This window comes from Streptomyces sp. TS71-3 (assembly GCF_018327685.1).
In the GTDB taxonomy this organism is placed as follows: Bacteria; Actinomycetota; Actinomycetes; order Streptomycetales; family Streptomycetaceae; genus Streptomyces.
Map to the genome: position 1 here is coordinate 3,791,518 of NZ_BNEL01000001.1, position 14,338 is coordinate 3,805,855.

The following is a 14,338-nucleotide window of genomic DNA, read 5'->3' on the forward strand; positions in this document are numbered from 1 at the left end:
GGTCGCGCAGTTCCCCGCGCCCCTTTACGGGTTGCCCAAAGCGATCAGCGTCCGCCTCACGAGTCCAGGAACGGCGAACGGCCACTTTCGCCGTCCGGTGCCCAAGGCGCCCTGCAGGGGCGCGGGGAACTGCGCGAGCAACCACGACCGTCCAGATGGTCGGGACACGACCGGTCAGTGGCACCTCGATCCGCTGGTGCGCGCAGCGCAAGCCGCGCAGGAAACCCCGCGCGGCAGCGCAAGAAGCAACAGACCCCGGTAAGGGGCGGGCGTGACGGTACCGCCCGCCCCGGGGCAGTCGGGTTGCCGCTACTGCGTCACCCTCTCGATCGTCACGCTGGCCGTCCCCGCGACCATCCCCCGCTCGTTCAGGAGCTGGACCTCGCCGAAGAGCCGCCGGCCGTCCGCGGCCGGAGCCTTGGCGACGACCTCGGCCGAGACGGGCGCCGACGCGCCGCTCGCGAGCTTCACGTGCTGCGAGGGGTCGACGGAGACCTCACCGAGGGAGTTCGAGTAGAACACGTCCCGGTAGTCGTACTCCGTCGAACCGGACGGCACCGAGTAGCCCGCGACCTCGACCGTGTACGTGCCCGGGTCGGGGAAGGCGATGCTCACGGACTCGTCGGAGTCGCCGTCCGCGGACTGCGCGACGACGTTGCCGTCCGCGTCGTAGACCGTCAGGTCGAGGTCGGCCGACGCGTCCGAGACACCGCCGATGGCCGCGTCGAGGCTCTCCGCGCCCTCCGGCACCACGACCTCGGTCGTCTGCGTCTCGCCCTCGCCGATGGACGGCCGCGCCGTCATCGCAGAGCCGAGCGCGCCGCCCGCCAGGGTGCCGTCGACGGCCGCGAAGTCGTTCGTCGCCGTCCAGGACACCGCGGCCGGGGTGCCGGCCTTGGCCTCCGGGACCGTCTGCACGGCCGGGTCGAAGGTCACGCCCAGCACCGAGACGTCGAGCCGGTACGGGTTGTCCAGCACCGGGGACGTGCGGCGGGCCTCCACCTCGATCTCCCAGACCCCGGGCTGCGGATTCGCGTAGGTGCGCAGGTCGGGGCGGCAGACGTTGGCGGGGTTGTCGTAGTTCGGGTAGCAGCTCGGGGTGGAGGTGTCGTCGGACGGCACGCCGTACGGGTGGATCGCTATGAACCGCGTCTGGCTGCCCTCGGCCAGGCCGCCCAGCGCCACCTGGAGGTTCTTGGCGCCCTTGGGCACCGTCAGGAAGTACGAGCGGCTGGCGTTGCGCTGCACGGAGCCGGACTGCGTGGCCGTGAAGGACGGGCCCGCGAGCGGCGCCGAGACCACCACCGTGTTGAGGACCTGCTGGTCGATGCCCTCGGTGCGGGTGTCGTCCACCGTCAGGATCGCGCTGTGCACGCCCGCCGACCGCGGCTTCGCCGCCACGCGGACGGTGACCGCCTTGTGCAGCGGCAGCCCGACCGAGTCGCCGCCGAGGATCCGGAAGGTGCCGTCGCCGTTCTTCAGCCGCAGCTGGTGCCGGATGGTGCCGGCCGGTCCCGAGGTCCGGGTCAGCGTCACGTCGTAGGTCTTCTGCCCGCCCACCTTCAGACCGCCCTCGCGGTCGTACACGCCGATGCCGGAGCCCGGGGTCGCCAGCGACCCGGCGAGCACCGTGTCGACGGGCGCCTTGACGGTGAAGGAGTGCGTGTCCGCCGTGTGGGTGCGCGCGCCCCGCTCGATGGCCTTCCAGGCGCCCACGACGTCGATCAGGCCCGCGCCCTCGCGGTAGGCCTGGGTGCCGTCGATGTGCTTCGCGGTGGACGTCAGCGCGGTCCGCAGGGTCGCGGGGGAGAGCGCGATGCCCGCCTGCTTCGCGGCTGACAGCAGCAGCGCCGCGCCGCCCGCGGCCTGCGGGGAGGCCATCGAGGTGCCCTGGAGCATGGAGTAGCCGGGCGGCAGGCTGTAGCCGGCCTCGGCGACCGGCGCGCCGGGCAGCCACGTCTGGGTGGAGTTGACCGCCGCGCCCGGCGCGGAGATCGTCGGCGTGAACCCGCCGTCCTCACGCGGCCCGCCGGACGAGAACGGCAGCATCGCGTACGGCGTCTTCACCTGCGAACCGTAGTCGGCGGCCCAGGTGTCCTTGGAGATGGCGGCCCCCACGGAGATCACCTTGTCCGCGAGCCCGGGGTCGCCGACCGTGTTGACACCGGGACCGTCGTTGCCGGCGGATATCACCAGCTGCACGCCGTAGGTGTCGATGAGGCGCGTGTACAGCTCCGCGCGGGCGTTGTTGCCGTCGTTCAGCGCGGGCAGGCCGCCTATCGACATGTTGACGATGTCGACGCCGCGGTTGGCCACCAGGTCGATCATGCCCTCGGTGAGCGCGACGTTGGTGCAGCTGCCGGTCCAGGTGCAGGCCCGCGAGGAGACGATCCGGGCACCCGGCGCCGCGCCGTTCATCGCCCCGCCGAACAGGCCGTTCGCCGAGGTGATGCCCGCGACGTGCGTACCGTGCTCGGCCTCTATGACGCCGATGTTCACGAAGTCGGCCTTCTTGCCGACCCGGTCGCCGCCGTACGGGTCCATGGGGACGTCCTTGCGGACCTCCACCACGAACGGGATCTGCTCGACGACGGCCGTGGCCGGGTCGTCGGTGCCGAAGTGGCCGACCTGGTGGGCGTCCTTGTACGGCTTCATGGCCGGCTCGTCGCCGAAGTCGTGGTCGCCGTCCAGGTCGACGCGGACGGTGCCGGCCGACGGGTCGTAGAGCACGCCCCACGAGTCGGTGGTGTCGCCGTCGCGGTTCAGGTCGCCCTGCGCGTCGCCGCCGAGCGAGGCGGACTCCTTGAAGACGCTCACCTGGTACGCGCCCGCGGGCGCCTTCCAGGTCGCGCCGCCGTACGTGAACGTGGGCCCCTCGACCGCCGTGGTCATCGGGCGCCAGGTCGCGTCGCCGTCCAGGATCGGGTCGGTGGACGTCACCCAGTCGACGATCTTGCGCTGGCCGGTGGTGGTCTTCTGCAGCGCCGGGTGGGCGATGTCGACGCCGGAGTCCAGGATGCCGATGGTGACCCCCCGGCCGTCCGCCTTGGGGTGCTGCTTGACGAAGTCGACGGCGCCGGTCTCGTACGACGGGTTGTACGGGTTCCTGGCGGGGGTGCGCTTGCCGGGGGCCGGGTAACTGCCCTTGGCGGCGCCGCTCGCGCCCTTGCCTGCCCCCTTGCCCGCGTCCCTGCCGGCGCCCTGCGCTGCCTTCGCGGTGCCGCTCGCGTCCGGGTGCGGGTCGTCGAGCTTGATCTCCTGGCGGAGGTCGATGCCGTGCACCGTGGAGAGCTTCTCCGCCGCCTTGATGGCCGCGTCCGCCCGCGCGGTCGGCACGGTCGCGCGCACGTAGCCCAGCTTGTCGTAGACGCGGCCGACGGAGCCGCCCCTGACCGCCTTGAGCTGGTCCGCGACCTGGCCGGTGGCGCCCGGCGCGGTCGCGATCATCATCGTGACGTTCTTCTCGCCCGCGGCCTTGGCGCCGGCCAGCAGGTTCGCGTCGGCCGAGCCTAGCTTGGCGGCGGCCGACCTCGGGGTCGGCCCGGGGTCCCGGCCGGCGTCGGCCGAGAAGGCCGCGGGCAGCGGAGTGCCCGCGGACAGCGCGGCCACCAGGGCCGCGGCCAGGGCCACACGGGCCGTGCGTCTGTGTCTCGCACCGGATCTCGGTGCGCTGTGCGGGTCATGCGTCTTCATGCGGCATCCCTGCTCCTGACGGATACGGACGGATCGGAGCGATCGTGCAGTCCGGTATGGGGGTCCGGATGAGCGTTCGGACCGATCTAATCACCGCCCGGCCGCCGGAAGTTGGGCAAAGGGAAATGAGACCGTGCTGCAATACGCGCCTCCTGCCCCGGTCCGTGCCCTGCGCCCCCCGCGCATCCGTGCCCCGGTACGGACCCGCTCCGCCGTAGGGACCCGCGCCCGCGCCGCCGTACGCCCTCCACCCCACCGGCCGTCCGCGGGCCGCGCACCCCTAACGTCTGGCCATGCAGAAACAACTCAGAGTCGCCGCCTACGCGGTGTGTGTCCGGGACGGGCAGGTGCTGCTGGCCCGCTGGGTCGACCGGCACTTGGGAATCAAGCAGTGGACGCTGCCGGGCGGCGGGACGGACCACGGCGAGGACCCCTACGACACGGTGATCCGCGAGGTCGACGAGGAGACCGGGTACGCCGTGGCCCCCGGCGTCCTGCTCGGCGTCCACTCCCGGATCCGCCAGTACGAGCGCGAGCCCGGCGACATGGTCGACTCCCACGGGGTGCGCATCGTCTACGAGGGCCGGATCACCGGCGGCCGGCTGCGCAACGAGATCGGCGGCTCCACCGACCTGGCCGCCTGGCACCCGCTGGAGGAGGTGCCCGCGCTCGACCGCGTGGACCTGGTCGACGTGGGCCTCACCATGTGGCGCGAGCGGCCCGCCGACGGCAGGGTCCGGCCGGCGGCAGGCTGAGGGCGGCGTCTCCCCGGCGGAAGGGTCTCCCCGGCAAGGGTCTCCCCGGCGGAAGGGTCTCCCCGGCAAGGGTCTCCGCGACGGAAGGGTCTCCGCGACGGAAGGGTCTCCGCGACGGAAGGGTCTCCGCGACGGAAGGGTCTCCGCTGACCGTTCGTTACCCCGGAAAATGAACTCCCCGTGACCGTTCCCCCTCCGGCGGACAAGGTCTCCATGGCCGGCGAACGCCGTCGAGATCCACGTCGGGGGATCGGCGTTGGCCGTTGCCGCCCTGTTAACGCACAGGCCACCCCGTGTGCCAACGATCGAATGGAAGCGGGAGGTTCGGGCCCCGAGCCCTCCGCGCCTTTTGCCGACGCGTCAGCACTCGGGGAGACCGCGCCATGCCGCGCCTACGCTCTGTGGCCACCACTGCCACCACCGCAGCACGCAACGTCGACCGCCGCACCCTTCTGGCGGCCGCCGGCGGGCTCTCGCTCAGCGCCGGGATCGGATGCGCGGTGGGCCTCGGCGGTTCCGGGACGGCCGGGGCCGCCACGCCCACGGCGCCCGGCGCGGCCGAGGAGGTCCTGCACTCCCGCAAGGCCCCGGCCGCGCCCCTCGCCCCCTACCGGGCGGGCACCACCCTCGACACCGTCGCCTCGGCCTCGGGCCCCGGCTACCGGCGGCTCTCCTCCGGCCCCGGCTGGGAGCGCGTCACGCGCGCCGAGCTGGCCGCGCCCGGCTCGGGGCGCGCCGAGCGGCGCACCGCGCTGGCCGCGTTCGTCCAGTTCACCGACCTGCACCTGCAGGACGTGCAGCACCCGCTGCGGCTGGAGTTCCTGCGCCGGCAGGTCCTCAACGCCTGGCGGCCGCACGAGGCGCTCACCGTCGCCGGCGCCGTCTCCCTGGTGGAGCGCATCAACGCGCTGCGCGGCGCCCCGGTGACCGGCGCGCCGCTGCGGTTCGTCGTGACCACCGGCGACAACACGGACAACAACGCCCGCAGCGAGCTCGACTGGTTCATGAAGACCATGAGCGGCGGCCTGATCACCCCCAACACCGGTGATCCGAACCGCTACGAGGGCGTGCAGGACAGCGGCCTCGCGCTCTACTGGCAGCCCCAGGACGCGGCCCTGCGCGACACGGACAAGCAGCTCGGCTTCCCGGCCCTGCCCGGCTACCTCGACGCCGCCATCCGCACCCTGCGCAGCCCCGGCCTGAACCTCCCCTGGTACTCCACGGTCGGCAACCACGACGGGCTCGTGCTCGGCTGCTACGGGACGGGGGAGTCGTACCTCGCCGACTTCGCGGTGGGCGACCGCAAGCTGTTCTCGCTGCCGGGTGCCGAGACCAAGGCGATCTACGACGGCATCCACAAGGACACCGACCCGGTGGGCAGCCTGATCGCCCAGCTGCTGCGCAGCGAGCGCCGGCGCATGCGGACCGTCACCCCCGACCCGTCCCGTGCGCCGTTCACGCCCGCCGAGTACCTCAAGGCCCACCTCGACCCCGCCCACGAGGGCCCCGGCCCGGTCGGCCACGGCTACACCGCGGACAACCTCGCCGCGGGCACCCAGTACTACACGTTCCAGATCGCCGACGACGTCCTCGGCATCAGCCTCGACACCATCAACCCCGGCGGCGGATACGAGGGCTCGATCGGCGACGAGCAGCTGGCGTGGCTGAAGCGGACCCTGAAGGAGCACCGGGACGGCTACGTGCTGGTCTTCAGCCACCACACCAGCACCACGATGGACAACCTCCGCACCGACCCGGCCCGCCCCGGCGACGCCCGGCACGGCGGCGACGAGCTCGTCGAGGTGCTGGGGAGCCACCCGCGGGTGCTGGCCTGGATCAACGGCCACACCCACCGCAACGAGATCAAGCCGCGCGGCACGTTCTGGGAGGTCACCACGGCCTCCCACGTCGACTACCCGCAGCTCGCCCGGGTCTTCGAGCTGGTCGACAACCACGACGGCACGCTCTCGCTGCACACCACGCTCGTGGAGTCCGCGGCCCCGCACCGCACGGACTTCTCCGACCTGTCGCAGACGGGGCTCGCGGCGCTGTACCGGGAGCTGTCCGCGAACCAGCCGGGGGCGCGGAGCGATCTTGGCGGGGCGTCGGGGGACCGGAACACGGAGCTTGTGCTTCGCGCTTGAGCGGCCACCCCCTTTCGCCTGGCGGCGGGCTCCCTCGCCTGCGGCGGGCCGTCGGGGCCAGCCCCTTGCGGGTTTCTTCTCGGCCGGCGGGCGGTGGGCTTGTTTGCGCGGTTCCCCGCGCCCCTGGAGGGTGCCCCTTGCGGGTTCGTGTTCAGCTGCCGGGGGGTGGGGCCTTCTCGCGCAGTTCCCCGCGCCCCTTGTCGGGGCCTTGCGGCCCCTGCGGCGGGCTCGGCCTGGCAGCGGTGCCAGAGCCGAGCCCGGTCATCCGAGCTTCGGGGCGCCGTCCGGCAGTTTGGGGGTGCCTTCCTTGCAGGCGATCCGCTTGTTGGCTACGGCGCGCATGGTGCCGCCTGCCAGGTCAGCCAGGTTCTGGAGCTCCTCGTCGTCCGGTTTGCCGGATCCATCCATGCTGACCTCGACCCTGAGAAACGCCTTTCCGTTCGGGGACGAGCAGTCCGTGAAGAGGTCGACTCGCCACCCGTGTGCGAAGCCCAGCGCGGGGCCGAGCCTGACCGGCCTGTTGCCCGGCCGCCCGCGGTCCTCGGCCAGATCGGCGCTGTCGTAGTCCGAGGTCCGCTGCCGGACGAAATCGATTCCCAGACCCCTCCCGCCACCGGACAGGGTGCAGGTGCCCGAGTGCCTCCAGTAGATACCTGCCGTCGTGAAGGCATAGACGAACTCCTCATCGAAGTGCTCCCCCCTCTTGGGCAGCACATCGGCGGCATATCGCCCCGGTATCGCTTGCTGGCACACGCGGTCCGGCACGCCGACAGCGGGCCACCATAGTTGCCACGCACCGATCCCGACCGCGACGAGAAGCAGTGCGGCGATCGCCAGGACGCCCCCGCGGCCGCCCGGCACCTTCGTGAGTCTCACTTTGTCTCGTCACCCTCCCGATTGGCGTCCCTGGTTATAGGTGTCTCGCACCTGTCTGGCGGCGGCCTCGGCTTGGCTCTCCGCGTTCTTCGAGTCCACCCCCGCGTTGACGGCGGCGGTGTAGACCGCGTCGTGAACCGCGTCCACCGATGACCTCTGCTGGTTCTCCAGGAAGTCCTCTCGGTCCCTGTGGGCCTCGGCGCTGTGGTCCTGGGCGTAGTGGTCGACGACCGCGCCGCGGACCTTGTCAATGACCTGGCTTGCGACATCGCCGCCGACCGGGATCTGCGACACGCCGTAGCCGATGGCCTGCCCCGCCAGATCGTTCATCTTGGTGATGCCGTCGTTGAACTCCTCGTCCGAGGCGATTCTTTCGTCGTAGATCGCCTTGGTACGGGACTCTGCCAGGATCCCGGCGATTCCCGACCCGGGATCGACGCGGTTCTGCACCTCTTCGGTGATGTCGTCGTAGCCACCGTCGCGGAATGCGTCGTTGACCAACTCCGTAGTGACCGCCTGCTGAGCATTGATGATCGCGCCGTAGGCGTCGGGGTCCTTGCCGACATATCCGAGAAAACGGCCCAGGCCATGGCCGTCGATGCCGCCGAGATCGGCATCGACCCCGTAGGTCTCGACGTGCACCCCTCCGGAGCCGTTGATCCCTCCCTGCACGTCCCGCATGTAGTCCGCCGTGATCCTCCCCAGGCTCGGGCGGAGTTCGGAACCCTCCAAGCGGTCGGTGGCGCCGCCGAACTCCTCGACCAGCCGGTGGACCAGGGCGGCGGACTCCTCGCTGTGCGGCGGATGCTTGGCATCCGATCCGTACGGCACGCCCTCCGTGGCCGCCTCCAGCGCGTGGCCCAGGCTCCTCTGGCCCCACTTCTCGCCGTCGTCGTTCTTCGGCCACTCCCGGGAGCCGTCGCCGCCGCCGACGAGGTAGTCGAAGTTGCTCATCCTGTCGCCGCCGTCGCCGCTGGACTCGTCGAAGAAGGCGACGGACTCCTCGGGGTTGTGGCCGAGCGCTTCGAGGAAGCCGGGGACGGGGTCGTTGATGTCGTCGGTGGGCGGATAGTTGAGGTTCGTCGTGTCGAACCAGAGTGCTTCCGGGCCGCCGCGGATCCCGCGCTCGTACGTCAGCAGGCTCTTGCCGTAGTCGTCGAGGAACTTTCCGTCGAACGTGCCCTTGCCCATCAGGCTGCTCATGATCTGGAAGCCCTTCGGGCCCGCGGGCATCCTCGGGTCGACCGGGAACGTCTTGTCGCCCGCCGCGATCACGTCGTGCTTCCACTGCTCCATCGCGGGGCTGTGGCTGTGGGTGGCCGACGCGAGCGTCATGCTCAGGTTGTCCTGGACGTGCGCGAGTATCCGGGCCCGCTCGCCGTCGAGCGCGCCCCCGGGCGGCGCCGCCAGATCGCGCCAGAACTGGAGCGTGCCGTCGGCGCCGAGGCCGGTGGCGAAGGCCTCCGCGAACGCCGGGTTGTCCTTCTGCTCCTTCAGGACCTCGTTGAAGCGGGCGACGTCCGCGTCGCTCCACTTCGCCACGTCGCCCTTCTTTATCCTGTCCGTCCAGTACTTCGCGTCCTGCTTCCCCTGCTGCTTCTCCGCGTCCGCCGCTCCCTTCACCGCGTGATCGGAGAAGTCGTACTTGTTCCTGGCGTAGGCGCGCAGCGCGCGGGCGATCACGCGGTCGTCCTCGTCGGCCGCGTCCATGATCTTGTCGATGCGCGCCTGGGCCGCGTCCAGCGCTTCTCTGGTAGGCGGCTTGACATCGCCCGCCGCCGCGCCCGAGGGCGCCGCCGACGACACACGCCCCTTGCCGTTGACCGTGATGTCGCGTTTCGCGAGGTCGTCGATGGTGTCGTTGAGGTCCTTCTTGTGCTTGGTGAAACGGCTGTGGGCGTCGCTCAGCAGCGCGTGCACGCCCTCGGCCTCCACCACCGCGTCGTCGAACTGCGAGGCCGTCTTCGTGACGAACTCCTTGCCGACCGTGGCGTTGACCCCGTTCCAGTTCGCCGCCCCCGTACGGGCCTTGAGGCCCTGCGCCGTGACGCCGCCCCCGCCCCCGCCGCCGTCGTTCAACTCCTTCAGCTTGCCGACCATGTGCTTCCAGTCGTCGACAGCGGTCTTCAACTGCCCGAGCCGCAGGTTCCGTAACTGGTCGACCGTCAGCATCTCCGCGGCCCCTACTCGAAGTACTCGTTGATCCGGGACGGAGTCAGCAGATTCCCGTCCACGTCCCGCACCCCGGTCTGGATCGCCGCGTCGTCCTTGCCGTGCTGGCCGCGAGTGAAGTCGAGGTGGTTGGAGATGTGCGCGCAGGCTTCCTTGAGCGTGCTCAGCTGGCTGTTCCAGGCGTCGTGCAACTCGGTGAGCGCCGAGCCCGTGTCGAGGCCGTCGTTGAACAGCTGGACCGAGGCGTCGAAGGTACTGGCGCGGGCGTAGTCACCCTCGACGCTCAGCCGGTCGCGCAGGTCGTGCGCCATGTTGCCGAGCTTGCCCAGCTCGTCGTCGTGGACGACCAGGTCGCCGTCCCTGGCGTTTCCCGGCAGCGGGTCGGGCACGTGGTCGATCTGCATGCCCGCGCTCCTGCGCTTCGCCGCGTCCGCCTTCAGGTGCTCCCACTCGTCCCACGCCATGTGCTGATCTCCCCCGTTGACGTTCGTCTTGACGTTCGTCCCGCGCGGCCCGTCCCCCGGTTGCTCATCGTACGGAGCCTCACCACGCTTACCAAGGAATGGCCATCCCCCGGAGGGGCGCCCCTCACCGCGGCAGTACGCGTACGTACGCCGCCGGGTCGCGGTCGGCCGCGGCCATCAGGGCCGTGCGGAACACCGCGGCCTGTTGCCGGGGCGCCTCGCACAGGGAGTGGGGCGCGGTGCGCACGACGATGATGCCGAGGCGTTCCAGGTGTTCACGCCGGCGGGCGAACTCCGCCCACAGGACGTCCTCCTCCCAGTCGCCGCCGCTCGTTCTGGGCGCCTCGGTGTCCAGTTCCAGGGCGACGGCGTGGTCCGGCCAGTAGGCGTCCACGGCGCCGAGGTGCGGGCCGCCGGGGAGCTGGAGGTCGACGTTCCACAGCGGTTCCGGCAGGTGGTGCTCCCGCACCGTCCGGTACAGCAGGTCCTCGGCGAGCGACCGGTGCCCGTCGAGCAGCGCCTGCACGGCCTCGGCCACGTGCGGCAGCTCCAGCAGCCTCGCGCGCCGCAGCTCGGCGGCCGCGGCGGCCACGTCGCAGTGTCCGCCGTGCACCGCCTCGGCCAGCACCCTGTGCACCGCGGTGGTGCCGGCCAACTGCGCCACGGCGTCGGCGAGCGCCCGGGGCACCGGCGCCACCGGCACGCCTCTGACCCGGTCGGGTTCCGGCAGCGTCGCGCAGCGCACCAGACGTGCGAAGGAGACCGAGCGCAGCCGCCGGGTGCGGGGCACCAGCACGTCGATCGGGTCCAGCGCGGCCAGCGGGGGAGCGGTGCCGAACCGGTGCAGGGCGAGGGCGGCGAGGCCCGTCACCATCGCCTCGCCGGGCCCCTCGGCCGAGCGGGCGCCGGACCGCGGGGCGGCCTCGGGGCGGCCGCCCCCGACCTGGCCGCCGGAGAGCCCCGCGGTGCCGTGGTGACCGGGGCCCTGCGGGGCGGTCACGGCGGTCAGCGGCCCGGCGGCGGTCCCCGGGCGCACCGCGTACAGCAGCGCGGCGTGCAGCCGCTCCTCCGCGGTGGGCGGGCCCGGGTGGAGCAGGAAGACACCGGGCAGGAGCCGCTGCCAGTCGCCGCCGGGCCGGCACCGCTCCCGTGCCTGCGCGAGGGTGACACCGTGCGCCCGGAGCTGGGCCGTGCTGAGGACCCGCCGCTGGGCCTGGCAGAGATGGCTCAAGGGCCGGGGGGAAACAGGGCTGTTGTGGTTCATGACCGGCAATGTCCCCGCCACGGGACCGCCGACGAACCGCTGTTACCAACCCGTCGACAAACCCAGACAAGAACCCCGGAACCTCCGAAAGCATGTCCGTCAAGGCTGTGTTGACGAGTGTGCGGCTCGCTGTCCGCCGCCCGCTGCCCTCGCTGTCCGCCGCCCACTGCCCTCGACGTGCGCCACCAGCTGCCCTCGACCGTGCGCCACGAGCCGGGGCCCCAGCCGGGGCCCCGCCTCGCCCGACGCCTACCCCGCGACCACGGCCGTCGCCGCAGCCGCCTCCGCGTCCGCCCGCTGCCCCCGCAGCGCCCTCGCCAGGTCGTCGCGGGCCTCCAGCACCAGCCGCCGCAGCGCGGGCGGGGCGTCCTCGTGGGCCGCGAGCCACGCGTCGGCGGCGTCCAGCGCGGGAGCGCCCTGCAGGCCCGGGAAGAAGCCCCGCACCACATGCATCCCGATCTGGATCGACCGCTCCTCCCAGATCCGGGAGATCACCTCGAAGTACCGCTCCGTGTACGGCGCCAGCAGCTCGCGCTGCGACGGCTGCGAGAAGCCCGCGATCACCGCCTCGACGAGGGCGTTGGACAGCTCGTCAGACCCCACCACCGACTCCCACGCCTCCGCCTTGACCTGCGCGGACGGCCGGGCCGCCAGGCACCGCACCTGGTGCCGCTTGCCCGATGCCGTGGCGTCGCGCCCCAGCTCGGCCGCGAGGGCGCTCTCGTCGGCGGCGCCGTGCACCGCCAGCGGCTCCAGGAACGTCCAGCGCAGCTCCTGGTCGACCTCCAGGCCCTCCACGGTCGCGGTGCCGTCCAGCAGGCCCTGGAGGACCTCCAGATCGGCCTTGTCGGCCGCCACCGACGCGTAGAACCGAGCCCAGGCGAGCTGCCGCTGGCTGCCGGGCGCGGCGAGCCGCAGCTCGCGCAGCGCGCCCTGGGCGAGCAGCCTGCCGCCCTCCTCGCGCCACTCGGGCGCCGCGTAGTGGGCCACGGCCGAGCGGGCCCACGCGTGCACCATCTGGAGCACGCCGATGTCGCTCTCCCGGCCCGCGAACCGCAGCGCCAGGGAGACGAACTCGCGCGCGGGCAGCAGCGCGTCCCGGGTGAGGTTCCACAGCGCCGACCAGCACAACGCGCGCGGGAGCGGCTCCATCACGTCGCCGAGCCCCGCCCGCAGGGTGTCCAGGGACGTCTCGTCGAAGCGGGTCTTGCAGTAGGTCAGGTCGTCGTCGTTGACGAGGACCAGCTCGGGGGCCTCGGCTCCGGCCAGTTCCGCGACGACCGAGCGGGCTCCCTCGACATCGGTCTCGGCGCTCGCGTACCGCACCAGGGCGCCCGGCTCGACGCCCTCCAGATCGGCGCGCCGGTACAGGCCCACGCGCACCCGGTGCGGGCGGAGCGTGGGGTGCGACTCGGGGGCCTCCTGGACGACGGCCAGCTCCGCGACCCGCCCGTCCTCGCCCAGCAGCACCTGCGGGGTCAGCGAGGCCACCCCCGCGGTCTGCAGCCACGCGCGCGACCAGGTGGCCATGTCCCGCCCGGACGTCTCCTCCAGCACCGACAGCAGGTCGCCGAGACGGGTGTTGCCGTAGGCGTGCCGCTTGAAGTAGCGCCGGGCGCCCTCCAGGAAGGCGTCCTGGCCGACATAGGCGACGAGCTGCTTGAGCACCGATGCGCCCTTGGCGTACGTGATCCCGTCGAAGTTGAGCTTGGCGTCCTGGAGGTCGCGGATGTCCGCGGTGATCGGGTGGGTCGAGGGGAGCTGGTCGGCGCGGTACGCCCAGGACTTGCGGTTGTTGGCGAAGGTGATCCAGCCGTCCGTCCAGCGGGTGGCCTCCACCAGCGAGAACGCCCCCATGAAGTCCGCGAACGACTCCTTCAGCCACAGGTCGTCCCACCAGCGCATGGTGACCAGGTCGCCGAACCACATGTGCGCCATCTCGTGCAGGATGGTGTTGGCCCGCCGCTCGTACGCGGCCTCCGTCACCCGGCCGCGGTAGATGTACTCCTCGCGGAAGGTGACGCAGCCCGGGTTCTCCATCGCGCCCAGGTTGTACTCGGGCACGAACGCCTGGTCGTACTTCCCGAACGGGTACGGGTAGCCGAAGTGGTCGTGGAAGAAGTCCAGGCCCTGCTTGGTGATCAGGAAGACGTCGTCCGTGTCGAAGTACCGGGCCAGGCTCCTGCGGCACATCGCGCCGAGCGGGATCTCGAGGGTGCCGCCGTCGTCCAGGATCCGGGTGTAGGAGTCGGTCACGTAGTGGTAGGGCCCCGCGACGACCGCCGTGATGTACGTGGAGATGGGCTTGGTCTCCGCGAACCGCCACACGGAGTCGACCTGCTCGCCCGCCCCGTTGCTCCAGACCCCCCACCCGTCGGGCGCGGTCACCTCGAAGCGGAACGGCGCCTTGAGGTCCGGCTGCTCGAAGTTCGCGAAGACCCGGCGGGAGTCCGCGGGCTCGTACTGCGTGTACAGGTAGACCTCGCCGTCCTCCGGGTCGACGAAGCGGTGCAGGCCCTCGCCGGTGCGGCTGTACGCGCACTGGGCGTCCACCACCAGCTCGTTCTCCGAGGCGAGGTCCTCCAGGGTGATCCTGCTGCCGTCGAAGACGTCCGCCGGGTCGAGGTCCCTGCCGTTCAGCGAGACGGCCGTGACGCTCGGCGCGATCAGGTCGGCGAAGCTGCCCGCGCCCGGCTCGGCGCAGCGGAACCTGATCGTGGTGACCGAGCGGAAGGTGGGCTGCACGTCGTCGCCCGCCGCGTCGCCGTCCCCCCGTTTCGGGGGGTTCTGGGCGGTGCCCACGGCGGAGCGCACGTCGAGCGCGACCTCGTATGCGTCCACCGACAGCAGGGCGGCCCGCTCCCGGGCCTCGTCGCGGGACAGGTTCTCACCGGGCACGGGCGGCACTCCTTCTAGCGGCTCGCTTGGGTTGTTCGTCGTTTCGCTTGTGTGACGTGACTCGCTTGTGTG

The 14,338-nt window shown here is 71.9% G+C and carries 8 protein-coding genes; 2 read left to right on the forward strand and 6 right to left on the reverse strand.

What is annotated here, in order from left to right; translation table 11 throughout:
• Window positions 1–309 precede the first annotated feature (309 nt).
• On the reverse strand, window positions 310–3,693 hold the full coding sequence (locus Sm713_RS15335) for a S8 family serine peptidase (RefSeq protein WP_212910177.1): 3,384 nt from the start codon (window positions 3,691–3,693) through the stop codon (window positions 310–312).
• 293 nt (window positions 3,694–3,986) lie between these two features.
• Here Sm713_RS15335 and Sm713_RS15340 point away from each other — a divergent pair, with 293 nt between their 5' ends.
• Together Sm713_RS15340 and Sm713_RS15345 are read left to right on the forward strand one after the other, a co-directional pair.
• Window positions 3,987–4,448 carry an NUDIX hydrolase gene (locus tag Sm713_RS15340; protein WP_212910178.1) on the forward strand — a complete coding sequence of 154 codons (462 nt, stop codon included), beginning with the start codon at window positions 3,987–3,989 and terminating at the stop codon, window positions 4,446–4,448.
• Between the two features lie 383 nt (window positions 4,449–4,831).
• Entirely contained in the window at window positions 4,832–6,592 is a 1,761-nt protein-coding gene (locus Sm713_RS15345) for a TIGR03767 family metallophosphoesterase (protein ID WP_212910179.1), read from the forward strand.
• Window positions 6,593–6,853: 261 nt separating this feature from the next.
• On the opposite strand, the gene Sm713_RS15350 is transcribed toward Sm713_RS15345, so the two are convergent.
• The 5 genes from Sm713_RS15350 to pepN all read right to left on the reverse strand — a co-directional run bounded on the left by Sm713_RS15350 (window position 6,854) and on the right by pepN (window position 14,266).
• Window positions 6,854–7,453, reverse strand: a complete 600-nt coding sequence (locus Sm713_RS15350) for a hypothetical protein (RefSeq protein WP_212910180.1) — start codon at window positions 7,451–7,453, stop codon at window positions 6,854–6,856.
• A gap of 24 nt (window positions 7,454–7,477) precedes the next feature.
• The gene (locus Sm713_RS15355; protein WP_212910181.1) at window positions 7,478–9,640 is read right to left on the reverse strand and encodes a hypothetical protein; all 2,163 of its coding nucleotides are present in this window, start codon (window positions 9,638–9,640) and stop codon (window positions 7,478–7,480) included.
• Window positions 9,641–9,651: 11 nt separating this feature from the next.
• Window positions 9,652–10,104 carry a hypothetical protein gene (locus Sm713_RS15360; protein WP_212910182.1) on the reverse strand — a complete coding sequence of 151 codons (453 nt, stop codon included), beginning with the start codon at window positions 10,102–10,104 and terminating at the stop codon, window positions 9,652–9,654.
• A gap of 124 nt (window positions 10,105–10,228) precedes the next feature.
• Window positions 10,229–11,368: a hypothetical protein gene (locus Sm713_RS15365; RefSeq protein WP_212910183.1), complete on the reverse strand. Its 1,140-nt coding sequence runs from the start codon at window positions 11,366–11,368 to the stop codon at window positions 10,229–10,231.
• 249 nt (window positions 11,369–11,617) lie between these two features.
• On the reverse strand, window positions 11,618–14,266 hold the full coding sequence (pepN, locus tag Sm713_RS15370) for an aminopeptidase N (protein ID WP_212910184.1): 2,649 nt from the start codon (window positions 14,264–14,266) through the stop codon (window positions 11,618–11,620).
• Window positions 14,267–14,338: the final 72 nt, after the last annotated feature.